The following is a 16,595-nucleotide window of genomic DNA, read 5'->3' on the forward strand; positions in this document are numbered from 1 at the left end:
CATCACCCGATCCAGGACATCCATGTCCGCGAGGTGATCAAGGAAGGCGATGTCTACACCAACAAGATCATCGGCACGGCGCTGACCAGCCATGCCGACGCCTATTGGGCCGAATGCGATATGTAAGACACTGAGTCCGCGGCCTGGAAACGGGCCGCGGACTACCAATCGTTTTTGATGCTCCAGGGGCGGGGGTTCATGTCACTGATATTGCTCATAGAGCAGATTTTGAACGGTCTTCAGTTCGGCATCATGCTGTTTCTGATGGCGGCGGGGCTGACGCTGATCTTCGGTGTCATGGGGCTGATCAATCTGGCCCATGGCTCGCTCTACATGATCGGCGCCTTCTGCGCGGCGGCGGTTGCCGGTAAGACGGGATCGTTTCTGCTCGGGCTGATCGCCGCGCTCGCGGGGGCCGCAATTGCCGGGGCGCTTGTGGAACTGGTCGTCATAAGGCGGCTCTACCGGAAGGACCATCTGGACCAGGTGCTGGCGACCTTCGCCCTGATCCTGATCTTCTCGGAAGGCACCCGCTGGATCTTCGGGTCTTTCCCGCTGTTCCTGGACGTGCCGGACTATCTGTCCGGCCCGATTACCCTGCCGGGCGGGATCCAGTATCCGCTTTACCGGCTGGCGCTCATCGTTATCGGGCTGGCGGTCGGGCTGGGGCTTTATCTGCTGATCTCGAAGACCCGGCTCGGCGTGCAGATCCGCGCCGGGGAAAACGACCGGGAGATGATTGCCGCCCTGGGGATCGACATCGCGAAACTCTACACCATCGTCTTCGCACTCGGCGCCGCGCTGGCCGGCTTTGCCGGGGCGCTGGTAGGGGCCATTCAGTCGGTGCAGGTCGGCATGGGCGAACCGGTTCTGATCATGGCTTTCGTCGTTATCGTCATCGGCGGCATCGGCTCCATCAAGGGAGCCTTGATCGGTGCTCTCCTCGTCGGGCTGACCGATACGCTGGGCGGTATCTTCCTGCCGGAAGTCATGAAACTCTTCTTCGATCCGTCAACGGCGACCTCGATCGGGTCTTCCCTTGCCTCCATGGCGATCTATGTGCTGATGGCCGCGGTGCTGGTTCTCAAGCCTGCCGGACTGTTCGGAGCGCGGGCATGATCAGAGAAACCCATGTGAATGCATTCACCCTGGCGCTTTTCGTGGCGATCCCGCTCTGGGCGGTCATGGCGGACGAGCCTTTCACCATCACCCTGATGACCCGGGCGGCGGTCTTCGCCATCGCGGCCATCGGACTGAATGTCGCGCTGGGACTCGGCGGTCTGGTCAGTCTGGGCCACGCCGTGTTCTTCGGGCTCGGCGGCTATGCGATGGGCATTCTCGCCCACCACGCGCAGACCTATACGGCCCTCGCCGAATGGCCATTGCTGATCGAGGGCACGAAGTCCATGCCGGTCATCTGGCTGACAGCCATCGCCGTGTCGTCCCTTGCCGCGCTGGCGATCGGCATCCTGTCGCTGCGCACGGCCGGCGTCTACTTCATCATGATCACGCTGGCTTTCGGGCAGATGTTCTTTTTCTTCGCCATTTCCTGGTCGGAATACGGCGGCGAGGACGGCTTGTCGATCTATGTTCGCAACGGCTTTCCGGGCCTGAACACGCTCGATCCGATCCAGTTCTACGGTCTGTGCCTGGCGCTTCTGTGTCTCGTGCTTGTCTTTGTCTGGCGGCTCGCCAAATCGCCGTTCGGGCTGGCGCTGAATGCGGCGCGTCAGGCGCCGGTCCGCGTGGAGACCGTCGGCCTCGATCCGGCCCGTCTGCGCCTGGTCGCCTTTGTACTGTCCGGCGCCATCGCCGGACTGGCGGGAGCCCTGTTCGCCGATCTCAACAGGTTCGTCAGCCCGGTGATGTTCAGCTGGCAGACAAGCGGCGAGATCATGATATTCGTGATCCTGGGCGGGGTCGGGCGGCTGTTCGGACCTGTGGTCGGAGCGCTGGTCTTCGTCGCCCTGGAACACTGGCTCGGCGAACTCAGCGAATTCTGGCACATCTATCTCGGCCTGCTGCTGCTGCTGATCGTGCTGTTCGGCCGGGGCGGGCTGATCGGAATGGTGTCGGGACGGGAGGCGGTCCATGACTGAACAATCCGTTCCGTTGACACCTGCCCGGCAAACACCTGTTCTGGAAACGCGGGGCATCTGCAAGAGTTTCGGCGCCCTGCGTGCCAGCCGGGAAATCTCGCTGGATCTGAGGCCCGGAGAGATCCATGCGATCATCGGGCCGAACGGGGCGGGCAAGTCGACGCTGATCGCGCAGATCTGCGGCACGCTCAAACCGGACGCCGGGTCGGTTCACCTTCTGGGGAGGGACGTCACCCATCAGGCGACGCGGATGCGGGCCCGGGCCGGGCTCGGCCGGACCTTCCAGATTTCCTCTCTCGCGATGGACGATACGGTTCTGCAGAATGCCGTTCTCGGCGCCCTGGGCGCCAGCGGCAGGCCCTGGCGGTTCTGGAAAGATGCGCTGCACGACAGGACGCTTACCGAAACGGCGGAGGAAGCTCTGCTGCGAGTCGGCCTTGAGGACCTTGCCCGTCAGCGGACGGCCGAACTCAGCCACGGCCAGCGCCGCCAGCTCGAAGTCGCGGTGGCGCTGACACTGCGCCCGAAAGCCCTGGTGATGGACGAGCCGATGGCCGGAATGGGGCCGGAAGGCTCAAGGCTGTTGACCGGCTTTCTGGACCAGCTCCGCCAGGAAGCGCCGATCCTTCTGGTGGAACATGACATGGATGCGGTCTTCTCCCTGGCCGACAGGATCAGCGTGCTGGTCTATGGCGAAGTGATCGCCACCGGTTCCGTGGAGGAAATCCGTGCCAACGCGGCTGTGCGCGAAGCCTATCTGGGGGATGAGGCATGAGCCTGCTGACGCTTGAAAATGTCACCGCCTCCTACGGCGCGAGCCAGGCCCTCTTCGGTGTGGACCTCGCAATCGGCGAAGGCGAGGTGCTCGCCCTGCTCGGGCGCAACGGCATGGGCAAGAGCACGACGGTCAAATGCATCTGCCGGATGCTGCCTGCGTCGGGTACCCTGACGTTCAACGGGAAGGATCTTACCCACCTCGCCAGCCATCGCGCCGCGCGGCTGGGTCTCGGACTGGTTCCCGAGGGCCGCCGCTGCTTCGGCAGTCTGACGGTTCACGAAAACCTGACCGCCGCGGCCCGGCGAGGCGCCTGGACCTTCGAGCGGGTCATTGAGCTGTTCCCGCGCCTGGGCGAACGGCGCGGGCAGCGGGCGGCGTCGCTATCGGGCGGTGAGCAGCAGATGCTGGCCATCGGCCGGGCGCTGATGACCAACCCGAAACTTCTGATTCTCGACGAGGCGACCGAGGGGCTTGCACCTATCATCCGTCAGGAAATCTGGGCCGTTATCCGTCAGTTGAAGGCCGAAACGGGTCTTTCGATCCTGGTGATCGACAAATCGATCCGGGAGCTGCGGGAGATCAGCGACAGGGCGGTCATCCTGGAACGCGGCCGGTCCGTGTGGGCCGGTGCCATTGCCGACCTCACCGATGACGTCACGCATAAATATATAGGGGTCTGACCGAAGCTGAATTGGTCAAGACCGGAATAGGGAAGAACAGGAACAATGACAACCATTCCCCAACGCTCGCGCATATCACGTCCTTCACTGGCGGCAACAGGTTCAAGTGATCGCAAGTCCGCCTGCGCCGGCAGGCCAACCGGATCGTGGCACAAGCCGCGGGGAGTGTGAGAGATGCCGGCCAGGATCGTTCAACCGCAGGGCTGGGTTCCCGCGAAAGGCTACGCAAACGGTGTGCTGACCGAAGGGCGGACGCTTCATATCGGCGGCCAGATCGGCTGGAACGGGGATCAGGTCTTCGAGACCGGGGACTTTGTTGCCCAGATGGAGCAGACGCTCGCCAATATCGCCGCCATCGTCGAAGAGGCGGGGGGCGCGGTGACCGATATCGTGCGTCTGACCTGGTTCATAACCGACAAGCGCGCATATCTGGCGCGGCAGAAGGAAGTCGGCGAAGCCTACCGCCGCGTCTTCGGCCGGCATTTCCCGGCCATGTCGGTTGTCGTGGTCGCCGGGCTGATCGAGGACGAGGCCCTCATCGAGATCGAAGCCACCGCCCAGATCGGCTGAGATGGAGGGTCATCTCTTGAGCCGGTCCATACCGGCATATTGCGAGGGATATTTCTATTAATACTTACATTTGAAATTTTTATACAAATATTTTTCAAGTTGATTTAATTAATTAACGAAAATTGTGGCGGAGAGAGCCTCCGCCACTGAATATTACCTAAAAAAAGATCTTATTGAAAAATTATTTGCACTTCCATATTCCCTAAGTGCGCACCTATAATACTTGAAATTTTCTGAGTTGTCAAATCTGTTTTTATTTTTGCTTCATTAAAGCTTCAATTACGTTGCGTCGTCTAGAGTAAATTCGGCCTCTATAAACAGGTACCGTTCTCTCTTTTGGATGCCCGGCCACTTTAGAATCGATCTGCTTTCAGACCTGCAGTTGTTTCCGATTGCAGGTCTGAAAGTTGATCTAGTCGCGATCCTCTTTTTCAAGATCTGAAAGACTCACCCGGTCAGCCATCTTCACCAGCCAGGACAGTGTTTTCTTTTGCTGCTCGCTCAAATCACCTATTTCGCAAATCTGAATCACGGTTTGCCGGTGATAATTCCATGCAAGGAAGAAATCGACGATATCCGCGACATCATCAATGTTCGTGCTCTTGGCTGACAATTCTCGCGCTCACTTTTAAGTTTACGATGCCGTGAGTTTAGAGGCATGGAACCGGTTGCGAGCGTGAAAAAAGTGTGAACCTATTGGTTCCGCCACGGAACTGCTGTTTTATAAAACTACGCATTTTTGTCGAGGCAATGGGCTATGTGCGCCAAAATATTGGAAATAAACCTGTTCGGGTCCTGTTTCGTCCGTTCCGCTGAACCTGGAGCGTTCGAAATAACCGGCAAGAAGCACCGCGCGATCTTCGCTTTATTGGCGACGGCTCCGCACGGTTGCAGAAGCCGGACCTTTCTGCAGGAAACGCTTTGGGGGGTTGCGTGCTACGACACGGGCCGCCAAAGCCTGCGCCGTGCCCTTTCCGACATCAAGGCGGCTATGGGCCCCTATTACGGGCAACTGATCACCACCAACAATTCCGAGGTCACGCTCGATCTCGGCAAGGTCGCTTTCGCGGGCCGTCCCGGTCAGGGAACCTTTCTGGAGGGCCTGGACGTTCAGTCGCCGGATTTCATCGACTGGTGCAACGGGATCAGAGCCAGTCCTGACCAGATCTATTCCCTTTTCAGGCCGTCGTCCTCCTCCTCCCTGTCGAGGCCGCCTGTACCCACAGTCACGGTTCTGCCGCTGCTCAGCATCGAGAACAATCCGGAATTGACCGTTCTTGGAGACTGGTTCGCCGAAGAGATCTGCCGGTCCCTTTCGCGAACCAATCTTCTGTCGGTTATTTCCCACCTGTCGAGCCGCGCATTTGCCGGGAGACGGATCGATATTGAGGTTATTCGTGACAAGCTTGGTGTCGATTACTGCGTGAGTGGAAACATTCACAAGCTGGACGATCAGGTGATCACCGATGTCGATTTTCTGGATGCCAGCTCAGGCCGGATCCTGTGGACCCGCCGTTTCAGTGGAAAATTCAGGGATTTCATCAGCGATGCGGGTCAAGGTCTCACCAACATCGTGCAGGCAGTCGGCAGTGCCATTGCGTCCGACACCCTGAATTATGTTCGCGGACGTCCCATTACCGAAATCTCCGACCACAGACTTCTCATGGCCGGTGTCAGCCTGATGCACAGGACGACCCTCCGTGATTTTGCGCAGTCCCGCGAGTTGCTTGACGAGGCGGTCAAACGGTCTCCGAGGTCCGCGGAGGTTCTTGCCTGGCGTGGCAAGTGGCACATCCTGAGTGTCGTCAACGGGTGGAGTTCCGATCCGGCCCAGGATACCAAAAGCGCTGTCGGCAGCACGGCGAAAGCGCTCGACATCGATCCCGAGAATGCGTTCTGCCTGACAATTGACGGATTCGCGCATAACAACCTGCTCAGAAGGCTGGACGTTGCTTCCGAACGCTACGGAATGGCTCTTACCGAGAACCCGAATGAAGCGCTGTCCTGGCTGTTGCGGGGCGCCTTGTTTGCATTTCAGGACGCCGGGCAACAGGCGGTTCACGCAGCGGAAAAAGCACGTCAACTTTCCCCCATCGACCCGTTCAAATATTTTTTCGATTCTCTGTGCTCCACAGCCTACCTGTCGGCAGGGGACTACACGCAGGCCTTGAAGTTCGCCGATATGTCGCTGGAGCGCAATCAGCGCCATTTGTCTACGCTGCGCGCCAAGATAACGGCGCTCCATTTTCTGGATAGGACAGAAGAAGCACGGGATGTCGGCGAGGAACTTCGTCGCAGGCAACCGGGGTTTTCAGTCGAAGCATATATGCGCGCGCATCCGGCGGCGGATTATCATCTTGGGCAGAATGTTGCACGCGCGTTAAGCGCGGTTGGATTTTAACAATAGTTTATTCTTAAGTGGAGGGCGAAATGGCCTATTTCGGTGGTGTCGGTGGTGTCGGTGGTGTCGGTGGTGTTGGGGGTGTCGGCGGTGTTGGGGGTGTCGGTGGAGTAGGCGGCGTTGGAAATTTGAATCTGACAGGAATTGGCAGCTTTCTCGGCGCCGGTGCGGGTCCGGCTCTCGACCCGCTCACGGTTCAGGGATTGCAGACAAGTGCGCAGGCGATCTCTCACGCGGCCGGCGACGCAGCGGCGCACACGCCGAAAGAGCTCAAGTTTTCCTCTTCGGACAATCTGGATAAATGGGCGGATTGGGTGAGGGCGTCGCTTTATCTCAGCGACTTTTTGAGCGAACTGCACTGGGACATACGAGAGGAGCCGAACGGCGCCGTCGTCCTGTCGCATCAGGCCCGTGGCGGCAGTGCCCAGCCGTTTTTCGAGGTGACCCGTCCGGAGATGTCCGTGTTCGAGCAACAGGTGAAGATCGTCCGGTCCTATATCGATCAAAGGCCGGAACGGACCCCCGAAATACTCAGCCAGCTCGGCTTCCCGACGCCCTATTTCGCCATGATCCTGGGCCTTTATCCGGCACGCAACCCGAAAACTCTGGAGCTGATCGCGATCACGCAGGTTCTGGCCTCGCACGTTGCCATGATCGTCAAACATCATCTGGCTATTCGTCGACCGGATCGGATTGATGCGACCGTTCTACCGATGATCACCACTCCGGGGCACGGGAGCTTTCCAAGTGCCCACGCGACGGAGGCCTTTGCCGTTGCGCGCGTGCTGGAAGGTTTGATCGACGAGAAAAAGTCCCACTATCCCGACCCTGACAAGCGCAAGAAGCTGGTGCGTAAACAGGCGGAACGGGTTGCGGTGAGCCGGACTGTCGCCGGCGTGCACTATCCGGTCGACAGTTGGGCTGGAGCGTTGCTTGGTAAAATGATCGGCGAAATCGTTTTGAACAAATGTGGCGTTTCACAGCTCATGACCGGCCTGAAATATGAAGCAAAGGCGGACTCCGATTTCATGCTCGCCCATTACAGGGATCCCGTCTGGAAAGACCATGGCGTGAGCGAACTCCAGAATTGCAAGGTCGCAAAAAGTTCCCTGTTTGAATGGCTCTGGGAGAGAGCGGTCGGCGAGTTCGACCAGTAAGCGGGAGCTCTGACATGACTGACGCAAGCACTGCAAGCGGCGATGGGAATTCCATCGCCGCGCTCGAGAGCTATCTCGGCCCTTACGAAGCCTGGAATTTCGGGATCGGAAGACCCTATGCCTTTCCCGTCTTCCGCGAAAACGACAACCACTTTCTAACGGCTCTCGCCGAACATCCGTCACCGAGGAAGCCTGAGCTTCTTGCAAGCACGGCCTCGACGGCCGGCCGACGGATGTGGCTGCCTACTGTCTGGGGCAAAAGCGAAAACATACCCCTGCGGTTCTGGCCGATTGTTGTCGAAAATAAAGCGAGAGGCGAGATCGGCCTGAAGAGTTTGCGGGTAGATCTTCAGGAAGCCGTCCAGTTCCAGGGGATCGATGAGCCCCGCTTTCGAATGGCGTTTCCGGTAGCCCCGGCCGCGATGCATGACGACATCGGCACCCTTCCGGCGGATCCCGACTGGTCACCGGATCCCGAGGTCAGAAAAAACAGCCAGGGCAAGGTCATCAATGTTCTGGCGGTCATCGACGACGGCATTCCCTTTGCCCATCGCAATTTCAGGGCCGCCGACGGCCTTAGGACGCGCGTTGAATTCTGCTGGGTTCAGTCGGCCGACAAAAAGCCGGGCGCAGAGGCCTCGAGCGTTCTTTTCGGCAGGGAGTACACCCGTGATGTGATTGAACGGTTCATTCGTGAAAACGATGACGAGGATGCGCTCTATGCCGGCGCAGGGGTGTCCTCCGAACAGTTCGGATCACCTGCGGCAATCAATCGGCTCGCCACCCATGGTGCGCATATCATGGATGCTGCTGCGGGCTATGACCCGAACAAGTTCACTGACCCGCCGGAGGAAACCCGTCTGATCGCGGTGCAGCTTCCCAACACACTCGCGTGGGATACGTCGAGCTTCGGCAAAGACATGTATATGCTTTCGGCGGTTCATTACATTCTGGAGCGAGCCGAGAGGATCGCTGCCGGATATGGGGTTGAGGATATTCGCGTTGTCATCAACTTCAGCTACGGATTTTCCGCGGGCAGGCATGACGGGGCGAGCGAACTTGAGGCGGCAATAAACGAGATCGTGACAAAGCGCCGTGAACTCGGCAGAGCAACGGCACTCGTCATTCCATCGGGCAACACCTACCTGCAGCGCCTGCACGGCGAAATTACCGCGGAAGACCTCAAACCAGGTGCATTTGAATTTACCTGGACCGTTCAGCCGACCGACCGGACGTCCAATTATCTGGAAATCTGGTTCCCTGCCGGGTTTGATCCGGGCGCGTTCACAGTCGAGCTCGAGGGACCTTTTAAAAAAGCCAGTGCCGCGCTGAAGCTCAAGCCGAACGCCGATTTCGAAAATGGCGACCCGCGTAACTTTGAAGTCATACGGCTCGGTAACCGTCATCCCGCTCCGCATGTCGGTCAGATGAGTCTCGACAACCATCGCACGTCGGGGCGCTGGCGTGTCGTGATCGCGCTGGCTCCGAGTGAACCGGACGATCTTGATCTCCCCGCAGCGCCTGCCGGTGATTGGCGGGTCACATTGAAGCGTGGAAAGGGTGGGCCAGTTGACCATCCGCCGATCAATCTCTGGGTTCAACGCGATCTGGATCTGGAGGCTTTTCAAAAAGGGAGCCGGCAGAGCTATCTGGGCGATCCGCGCTACCGCATCTACAATGATCGCGGTGAACAATCCCAGAGCGATGACGCCGGCAGCCATGTCCGGCGATTTGGAAGTCTCAACGGTATGGCGACCGGCGAAACAACGCTGATTGTTTCCGGGTGCAAACCCGCCGCGGAGACACATTGGGATACCAAAAAGCCTGTCCCAACAAGTTACAGTTCCTCCGGCAAGGTGTCCGCGGATAATCCGGTCGGCACCGTTGACTGTACCGCGCAAGCGGACCGGTCGAATGTCCTGCCGGGGATGATCGGGGCGGGGACCCGCAGCGGGTCCTACGCGGTCGTGCAGGGAACGAGTGTCGCGGCGCCCCTGGTGGCAAGGCGGCTTTCGGAAGCCTTCGCGACCTGCTCACCTGAGGAAGTCGAGAAGGCCGGAAAGAAAAATTATCTTCCATTACTGAAAAAGATCCGCCTTCCGGACAACGATAAGGAAGCTTGCGCCAGACTCGGAAACTTCCTCATAATATAAAATAATTTATATTATCGATCTGGCCCGGTATTCACCGGGCCATTTGTTTTTGGAACGGTTCATTCACGCTTTTCTCACGAGCTTCCAAATCGAAATTGCTTATTATTACTGATGTCGGAAGGCGCAATGATGCGGCTCCGGTATAAGAGAGTTGTCTCGAGATCATATGATTTCGCTTTGAACGACCTCTCCTTGGCAACATGACAAATTGTTTTCCGGTGCCGCCTGGGATCAGGCGGCTCGAGGGACTGTCATGCCTCAAGGAGCAGGCCACATTGTTGGCAGGAATGGAAAGATGTCAGTTCAATCGCAGGTCCCCCGAAATGTTCCGGTTTCACGCCGCATCCGCTCGTCCGCGGAAGAGCCGCTTGGAACCATGGTCCTGGGTGACGTGCCCCATCGACCGCTGGACCGCGCAGTATTGCTTGCGGATCCCGCGGTCCCTGCACGCGCTGACTACTGCAATCTGCCCGGCTTAGGAGGTAGACATGTACGCTGAAGTCCTGGAAGCAACGGTACTGAATAATACGAGATTTGAAAAAGATCCGAACAAATGCCTTGTTTATCACATCCTCGATGAGAACAGGGCTCCCCTGACACCGGAGCAGGTGGCGGTGGAATGGTCCGCGATCGGCAAGGGTGACGATGCGCTTGCGCACAGGATACGGCGATCGCCTACCAGTGTTTGCGCCGGCGGTGACGCCTGGGTCAACGTTCTGATCGAAGTGTCGCGTTTCCTCGGTTACAACAAGACTTTCTTCGATGTGCTGGAAGGTTACTACGAAACCGCGAGCACCGCCTGGCCGAGCATCACATTCGCTCAGGTGGTCGAAAGAAAACCCTTCAAGCTGCATATCGATAAGGGACGTTTCGACTATTTCGTCTTTTCCGGCGGTGGCAACGAAATTCTCGGATGCGGTGTGCTGCAAAAGCTTTTGAAGGACCGCAGTGCCGGAAACGGCTCCGGCAAGCCCGAGGACTATCTGATGCCCGACAGGCTCGACGCCATCCTCGGCAAGCTCAAGGACGGATATCTGGACATCGCGCGGTATGTGAGAAACACCTCACCCGGAACGCAGATGCTTGTCCATGGCTACGACTATCCCGTGGCCCGTGCCGACGGTCCCTGGCTGGGCAGGCCGTTCGTGCGGCGGAGTTTCGACATGGGGGCGGACAAGGAACTGATCGCGGAAATTCTGGCCCATGTCATCGACCGGTTCTACGGCATGCTGGAGGAGGTTTCCGAAAAACACGCCAATGTGACGGTCGTCGACATTCGCAACATCGTCCGCGGACGCTGGACCGACGAGATGCACCCGGATCTGGAGGCCTCGAAAGACATCGCGGCTTTCTACCGAAACGTCATCGACGGCTATCCGTCCATGTGACTTTCGCGAACGCCGCCCGGTCTGACTGAGGCCAATTCCTCCCGACTGAAGACATCCACCCTGAAATAAGCGGTGTCCTCAGAGACCTTTCACGCCGGGCGGCACCTGCCTGATTGTCGATCCTTTCCCAACTCCCCGGCAGGCGTCCCCAGCGGTCGCCTGCCGGGGTGAATGCGCGGGTGCGTGCTGCATGCCGCCGGCGGGCGATTTGCCGCTTTTATTGTGGTTCCATGATCGAATTTTCCGCCGACATCAAAGACTCTTTCCATGTATATTAATAAATATCAATAACTTACGCCTTTCCTTCTTGTTCAAAAAAACATTGTCTGACAAAGTATTTACAATGTCAGACAAAGTGATATCGTGAATGAGAACAATGAGAAAGGTCGCTCCCGGTCCATGCCGCAGAATCCAGCGCAGAAACGTTTTGACAAGGACGCGGATCGGGATGACGGTCCGTGGGACGTACCGCGTGCCCTCATCAGGCTGATCGAGGAGGAAGGGCTGAAGGTGGGGGACCGCCTGCCGCCTGAACTCGATCTTGTTCAGCGTCTCGGTTTTGGCCGGTCGACCATCCGCGAGACTCTGAAAACCTGGGAAAGCATGGGTGTTGTCAGCCGCAACAAGGGGGCGGGAACCCGGCTCACGGCCGAGATCTCCCGCAACACCGTGCGCGTGGCGCTGACGATCAAACACGAGGCGATCAGCCTTCTGAGGATGCTGCAGGTGCGGCGCCCGCTTGAAATCGAGGCGGTGCGGATCGCCGCCCGTCTCGCGACGCCGGAACAGCGCAAGCTCATAAACGCGCGGGCGGCGGAACTGATGGCGGTCTTCGAGGCCGGAGAAGACTGGCGCCCGGCCGATCACAGGTTTCACAACGCCATCCACGACGCGACGGGCAATCCCCTGTTCCGCCAGTTCGTCGAGCAGATCCAGAAGTGTTTCCACGACATCTACGACACGCCGTTCGGCAAGGCCCATCTCGGCGAGGACACCATCCCGCTACACCGTCCGCTGGCGGATGCGATCATCGCCGGGGACGAGGAAAAGGCCGCCGGGCTGACCGCGACGATCATCGACATGGTTTGCACAGAGACGCAGAAAATTTCCGAGGAACATCATGGCTGAGACCGTGCCGGATCCCTATTCCATCGATACCTTGCTGGCAGCGGCGGCAACCGGCTTTGGCGGGGCCGCGGTGCCGCCCATCGTGCAGACCTCGCTGTTCACCTTCGACAGCTATCAGGCCTTTGAAGACCGGATGGCGGGCCGGTCGGCCGATCCGCTCTATACGCGGGTTCAGAACCCGACCGTCGCCGCGTTCGAGAATCTGGTCGCGGTCGCGGAAGAGGGCGAGGCCGCGGTCGGTTTCGCATCCGGAATGGCGGCTATTTCCTCCACGGTCTTCGCTTTCGTTCAACCGGGCGACCGTATCGCCTGCGTGGAGCATGTCTATCCGGACGCCTACCGGCTGTTCGAGCGCATGTTGCGTCCTTTCGGCGTCGAGGTTTCCTACCATTCCGCCGAGGCGTTCCAGAACGATCCGGATCTGCTTGAGGGGGTAAAGCTCGCCTATCTGGAAAGCCCGAACTCTGTGGTCTTCCAGACGATGGACCTGGCGGCGGTGGCCGCTCATGCCAAACGTCACGGAACGCTGACAGCCGTGGACAATTCCTGGGCGACGCCCCTGTTCCAGCGGCCGCTGACGCTCGGCATCGATATCGTCATTCATTCGGCATCCAAATATCTGTCGGGCCATTCGGATACGGTCGCCGGCGTGGTGATCGCCCGCGCGGACCTCATCAACCGCATCCGCGACCTGACCCTGACGCTGCTGGGCGGCAAGCTTGCGCCCTTCGAGGCGTTCCTGCTGACGCGGGGTCTGCGCACGCTGGGCGCCCGCATGCGCCAGCACCAGGCGTCGGCGAACCTGTTCGTCGACAGGCTTTCCTGCCATCCCAACGTCACGGCTGTCATGTCGCCAGGTCCCAACATGGTGCCGGGCTTGAGCGGACGGTCAGGCCTCCTTTCGGTCGAGCTGGATGAGAGCATCGATATTCCGGAGCTCGCGGACAGGCTGAAGCTGTTCCGTCTCGGTGTCAGCTGGGGCGGCTTCGAGAGCCTGATCCTGCCGACGCGGATCGGCCTCAGGCAGGCCGGTGAACAGAATTCCATGCAACGCTTTGGCGTCTCCGACAGGATCGTGCGTCTGAGCCTGGGTCTGGAAGACCCCAACGATCTTTGGGCCGACTTCGAGGCGGCCCTGAGGACAAGCGCCCGGCAATAAGACGGCGCTTTCAAATCATAAACCTTAAAGAGGAGCGGAGCAGATTATGAGAGGACTAATAGGAGCCATCAGTGCATTGGCATTTCTTGCCGGATCAGCGGCAAGTGCAGAGACCCTGAAGCTTGTGGAGGTCATCACAAGCCCGGAGCGGACGGAAGTTCTTCAAAAACAGGTGGATGCTTTCGAAGCGGCCAATCCGGGAACCGAAGTCGAGATCGTCTCGTTGCCCTGGGGGCAGGCGTTCGAAAAATTCGCGACCATGGTGGCCGGCGGCGACATTCCCGATGTGGTGGAAATGCCTGACCGCTGGGCGGGGATCTACAAGGACAAGCTTGTCGACCTGAACAGCAGGATCGCGGACTGGGAATACGGCAAGACGCTGACCCAGAAGGCCCTGGACATGGGCCGCCAGACGGACGGCAAGACCGCCCGGATGATCCCTTACGGCTTCTATCTGCGCGCCCTGTTCTACAACAAGAAGCTGCTTGAGGAAGCGGGCGTCAAGGAGCCGCCGAAAACCATGGAAGACTTCATGGCGGCCTCCAAGGCGGTTTCCGAGCTGGACGGCAAATACGGTTACTGCCTGCGCGGCGGTCCGGGCGGTCTGAACGGCTGGATCATGATGGCCGCGACCATGAACGGCGATAACACTTTCTTCGACGAGAACGGCAAGAGCACGCTCAACCAGCCGGGATCCGTCGAGGGTCTGCAGTTCCTGATCGATATGTATCAGAACGGCTATGCGCCGAAGGATTCCGTGAGCTGGGGCTTCAATGAAATCGTCGCCGGGTTCTATTCGGGCACCTGCGCGTTCCTCGACCAGGACCCGGATGCGCTGATCGCGGTTGCCGAACGGATGGACGCGGAAGACTTCGCCGTTGTTCCAATGCCGGTCGGTCCCGCGGGCAAGGCGTTTCCGACAATCGGTTTCGCGGGCTGGGCGATGTTCGACAGCACGCAGAACGAGGACCTGTCCTGGAAACTCATCGCGCATCTTTCCGGCCCGGAAGCAAACAAGGACTGGGCGAAGCGCGTCGGCGTCATTCCGATCCATGAAGGCGCGGACCAGGATCCCCACTTCAAGACCGAGCAGTTCGCCGGCTGGTTCGAGACCCTCAACGGGGAAAACTACGTCCCGACGGTGATGCCGACCTATCTTGAGCAGTTCGGTTACTTCGCCGATTCCATCGCTCTGGAAACAAGCCAGGAAGCCCTGCTTGGCCAGATCAGCGCGCAGGAAATGGCCGATACCTGGGCCGAGTTCCTGACGGAAGAGTACGGCCGGTGGAAAGCCGCGCAATGACTGCGAGAAAAATCACCGCGCCCGGGATCCCCCGGGCGCGGCCTTCCTTCTATCTGCGCTACATGGTGGAGCCGTATGTCTACCTTTCGCCCGCGCTCGTCCTGATCGCGCTGGTGATGCTTGTTCCGCTGGTCATCGGAATTTCCTATGCGTTCCAGTCCGTCAACCTGCTGCGCCCGATCGAGACGGGCTGGACGGGGTTCGACAATTTTCGCACCCTGTGGAGCGACCGGAAATTCTGGCTCGCCCTGACCAACACATTCTGGTGGACGGCCGGATCCATCACTTTCCAGTTCTTTCTCGGCCTCGGCCTGGCGCTGCTGCTCAACACGAGCTTTCATGGCAAGCGACTGGTTCAGGCCCTGGTTTTCCTGCCCTGGGCGGTCCCGACATTCCTGTCGGCGCTGACCTGGGCCTGGCTCTTCAACCCCACCATCGGCCCGTTGCCGCACTGGCTCGCGGCGCTCGGCATCCTGCCCGAGCCGTTCAATATCCTCGGCGACCCGAACCTCGCCATGTGGGGGCCGATCACGGCCAATGTCTGGTTCGGCATTCCGTTTTTCGCCATCACCCTGCTGGCCGCCCTTCAGTCGATCCCGGGTGAGCTCTACGAGGCCGCGGAGATCGACGGGGCATCGGCCTGGCAGATGTTCACCAAGATCACGCTGCCGTTCCTGGCGCCAATGATCGCCATCACCGTCATGCTGCGGACAATCTGGATCGCCAATTTCGCCGATCTGATCTTCGTCATGACGGGGGGCGGGCCGGCCAATTCGACACAGATCCTGTCGACCTATATTTTCACCACCGCGTTCCGGAAGCTCGACTTCGGCTATGCGTCGGCGATTGCCGTGGCGCTCCTGGGGCTGCTGCTCGTCTATGCCGCGGTCCTGCTGGTCCTGCGCCGCAAGCTGGTAAAGATCTGAGGTTCGTCATGAGTGCGCATCGTCACAGTTCGCCTCTGGCGATTACCGGCAAATATCTGGCTCTGGCGCTTTATGTCGGCTTCGCCCTGTTTCCCCTCTATTGGCTCGCCAAGATCGCGGTCACGCCGGACAAGCTGATCTACACGGAGGGAACCGCGCTGATTCCGAGCAGCTTCACGCTGGAGAATTTCCGCTCGGTTCTGCTGGCGACCGACTTCCTGTTCTATTTCCGGAACAGCCTTGTCGTCTCGATCACCACCGCCGCGATCACGACCTGCATCGCGGCGGCGGCCGGCTACGCCTTCTCGCGCTTCGATTTCCGCGGCAAGCGGCTCGTGGTGGCCATCATGCTGATCACGCAGATGTTTCCGCTGCTGATGATCATCGCACCGATCTACAAGATCGTCGCGGCGGTCGGGCTGCTCAATTCGCTCACCAGCCTGATCATCGTCTACACGGCCTTCAACATACCTTTCGCGACCTTCCTGATGCAGTCCTTCTTCGACGGTATTCCGAAGGATCTGGAGGAGGCCGGCATGATGGATGGATGCACGCGCTTTCAGGCGCTCCGAAAGATCGTCCTGCCGCTGACCCTGCCGGGCCTCGGCGCCACGCTCGGGTTCATCTTCACGGCGGCCTGGAGCGAATTGCTGTTCGCGCTCATGCTGATCAACTCGAACGACACCATGACCTTTCCGGTCGGGCTGTTGACCTTCGTTTCGAAATTCTCGGTCGACTGGGGGCAGATGATGGCGGCCGGCGTGCTCGCGCTGGTGCCGTCCTGCCTCTTCTTCATCTTCATCCAGCGGTATCTGGTCCAGGGGCTGACCTCCGGAGCCGTCAAAGGGTAGGG

15 protein-coding genes and 1 pseudogene are annotated in these 16,595 nt (G+C 59.4%); 15 read left to right on the forward strand and 1 reads right to left on the reverse strand.

The features are described from left to right. The 6 genes and pseudogenes from CLV41_RS28225 to CLV41_RS24185 form a co-directional block, all read left to right on the forward strand. Window positions 1-126, forward strand: a pseudogene (locus CLV41_RS28225) (ABC transporter substrate-binding protein); the annotation flags it as partial. A gap of 72 nt (window positions 127-198) precedes the next feature. Then, window positions 199-1,119 carry a branched-chain amino acid ABC transporter permease gene (locus tag CLV41_RS24165; protein ID WP_103225143.1) on the forward strand — a complete coding sequence of 307 codons (921 nt, stop codon included), beginning with the start codon at window positions 199-201 and terminating at the stop codon, window positions 1,117-1,119. Continuing rightward, the gene (locus CLV41_RS24170; protein ID WP_103225056.1) at window positions 1,116-2,099 is read left to right on the forward strand and encodes a branched-chain amino acid ABC transporter permease; all 984 of its coding nucleotides are present in this window, start codon (window positions 1,116-1,118) and stop codon (window positions 2,097-2,099) included. Before CLV41_RS24165 ends, CLV41_RS24170 begins: the two co-directional genes overlap by 4 nt. Continuing rightward, window positions 2,092-2,874, forward strand: coding sequence for an ABC transporter ATP-binding protein (locus CLV41_RS24175; protein ID WP_103225057.1), 783 nt, complete (start codon window positions 2,092-2,094; stop codon window positions 2,872-2,874). The genes CLV41_RS24170 and CLV41_RS24175 overlap by 8 nt, the downstream gene beginning before the upstream one ends. After that, entirely contained in the window at window positions 2,871-3,557 is a 687-nt protein-coding gene (locus CLV41_RS24180) for an ABC transporter ATP-binding protein (protein ID WP_103225058.1), read from the forward strand. Before CLV41_RS24175 ends, CLV41_RS24180 begins: the two co-directional genes overlap by 4 nt. Window positions 3,558-3,731: 174 nt before the next feature. Next, window positions 3,732-4,127 carry a RidA family protein gene (locus tag CLV41_RS24185; RefSeq protein WP_103225059.1) on the forward strand — a complete coding sequence of 132 codons (396 nt, stop codon included), beginning with the start codon at window positions 3,732-3,734 and terminating at the stop codon, window positions 4,125-4,127. A 412-nt stretch (window positions 4,128-4,539) separates the two neighbouring features. Here CLV41_RS24185 and CLV41_RS24190 read toward each other — a convergent pair whose 3' ends face one another. Then, the gene (locus CLV41_RS24190; RefSeq protein ID WP_103225060.1) at window positions 4,540-4,740 is read right to left on the reverse strand and encodes a hypothetical protein; all 201 of its coding nucleotides are present in this window, start codon (window positions 4,738-4,740) and stop codon (window positions 4,540-4,542) included. Window positions 4,741-4,884: 144 nt separating this feature from the next. Here CLV41_RS24190 and CLV41_RS24195 point away from each other — a divergent pair, with 144 nt between their 5' ends. The 9 genes from CLV41_RS24195 (at window position 4,885) to CLV41_RS24235 (ending at window position 16,593) form a co-directional block, all read left to right on the forward strand. Beyond that, window positions 4,885-6,528, forward strand: a complete 1,644-nt coding sequence (locus CLV41_RS24195) for a hypothetical protein (RefSeq protein WP_103225061.1) — start codon at window positions 4,885-4,887, stop codon at window positions 6,526-6,528. Window positions 6,529-6,557: 29 nt separating this feature from the next. Then, window positions 6,558-7,685 (forward strand): phosphatase PAP2 family protein, encoded by a 1,128-nt coding sequence (locus tag CLV41_RS24200; RefSeq protein ID WP_103225062.1) that lies wholly within the window; start codon window positions 6,558-6,560, stop codon window positions 7,683-7,685. A 14-nt stretch (window positions 7,686-7,699) separates the two neighbouring features. After that, a complete protein-coding gene (locus CLV41_RS24205) occupies window positions 7,700-9,838 on the forward strand; it encodes a S8 family serine peptidase (RefSeq protein WP_103225063.1) in 2,139 nt (712 codons plus the stop codon). Between the two features lie 488 nt (window positions 9,839-10,326). Next, window positions 10,327-11,226 (forward strand): hypothetical protein, encoded by a 900-nt coding sequence (locus CLV41_RS24210; protein WP_103225064.1) that lies wholly within the window; start codon window positions 10,327-10,329, stop codon window positions 11,224-11,226. A 399-nt stretch (window positions 11,227-11,625) separates the two neighbouring features. Beyond that, window positions 11,626-12,354 carry a FadR/GntR family transcriptional regulator gene (locus CLV41_RS24215; RefSeq protein WP_103225065.1) on the forward strand — a complete coding sequence of 243 codons (729 nt, stop codon included), beginning with the start codon at window positions 11,626-11,628 and terminating at the stop codon, window positions 12,352-12,354. After that, on the forward strand, window positions 12,347-13,513 hold the full coding sequence (locus CLV41_RS24220; RefSeq protein ID WP_103225066.1) for an aminotransferase class I/II-fold pyridoxal phosphate-dependent enzyme: 1,167 nt from the start codon (window positions 12,347-12,349) through the stop codon (window positions 13,511-13,513). The genes CLV41_RS24215 and CLV41_RS24220 overlap by 8 nt, the downstream gene beginning before the upstream one ends. A 46-nt stretch (window positions 13,514-13,559) precedes the next feature. Further along, window positions 13,560-14,816 carry an ABC transporter substrate-binding protein gene (locus CLV41_RS24225; protein WP_103225067.1) on the forward strand — a complete coding sequence of 419 codons (1,257 nt, stop codon included), beginning with the start codon at window positions 13,560-13,562 and terminating at the stop codon, window positions 14,814-14,816. Beyond that, window positions 14,813-15,742: a carbohydrate ABC transporter permease gene (locus CLV41_RS24230; RefSeq protein ID WP_103225068.1), complete on the forward strand. Its 930-nt coding sequence runs from the start codon at window positions 14,813-14,815 to the stop codon at window positions 15,740-15,742. The genes CLV41_RS24225 and CLV41_RS24230 overlap by 4 nt, the downstream gene beginning before the upstream one ends. Before the next feature lie 8 nt (window positions 15,743-15,750). Then, window positions 15,751-16,593, forward strand: a complete 843-nt coding sequence (locus CLV41_RS24235) for a carbohydrate ABC transporter permease (protein WP_103225069.1) — start codon at window positions 15,751-15,753, stop codon at window positions 16,591-16,593. Window positions 16,594-16,595: the final 2 nt, after the last annotated feature.

This window comes from Roseibium marinum, from assembly GCF_002906165.1.
GTDB lineage: Bacteria > Pseudomonadota > Alphaproteobacteria > Rhizobiales > Stappiaceae > Roseibium > Roseibium marinum.

Coding starts and splice junctions, on each gene's coding strand:
- CLV41_RS24165 (WP_103225143.1), top strand. CDS start 199: ATGTCACTGATATTGCTCATAGAGCAGATTTTGAACGGTCTTCAGTTC.
- CLV41_RS24170 (WP_103225056.1), top strand. CDS start 1,116: ATGATCAGAGAAACCCATGTGAATGCATTCACCCTGGCGCTTTTCGTG.
- CLV41_RS24175 (WP_103225057.1), top strand. CDS start 2,092: ATGACTGAACAATCCGTTCCGTTGACACCTGCCCGGCAAACACCTGTT.
- CLV41_RS24180 (WP_103225058.1), top strand. CDS start 2,871: ATGAGCCTGCTGACGCTTGAAAATGTCACCGCCTCCTACGGCGCGAGC.
- CLV41_RS24185 (WP_103225059.1), top strand. CDS start 3,732: ATGCCGGCCAGGATCGTTCAACCGCAGGGCTGGGTTCCCGCGAAAGGC.
- CLV41_RS24195 (WP_103225061.1), top strand. CDS start 4,885: ATGTGCGCCAAAATATTGGAAATAAACCTGTTCGGGTCCTGTTTCGTC.
- CLV41_RS24200 (WP_103225062.1), top strand. CDS start 6,558: ATGGCCTATTTCGGTGGTGTCGGTGGTGTCGGTGGTGTCGGTGGTGTT.
- CLV41_RS24205 (WP_103225063.1), top strand. CDS start 7,700: ATGACTGACGCAAGCACTGCAAGCGGCGATGGGAATTCCATCGCCGCG.
- CLV41_RS24210 (WP_103225064.1), top strand. CDS start 10,327: ATGTACGCTGAAGTCCTGGAAGCAACGGTACTGAATAATACGAGATTT.
- CLV41_RS24215 (WP_103225065.1), top strand. CDS start 11,626: ATGCCGCAGAATCCAGCGCAGAAACGTTTTGACAAGGACGCGGATCGG.
- CLV41_RS24220 (WP_103225066.1), top strand. CDS start 12,347: ATGGCTGAGACCGTGCCGGATCCCTATTCCATCGATACCTTGCTGGCA.
- CLV41_RS24225 (WP_103225067.1), top strand. CDS start 13,560: ATGAGAGGACTAATAGGAGCCATCAGTGCATTGGCATTTCTTGCCGGA.
- CLV41_RS24230 (WP_103225068.1), top strand. CDS start 14,813: ATGACTGCGAGAAAAATCACCGCGCCCGGGATCCCCCGGGCGCGGCCT.
- CLV41_RS24235 (WP_103225069.1), top strand. CDS start 15,751: ATGAGTGCGCATCGTCACAGTTCGCCTCTGGCGATTACCGGCAAATAT.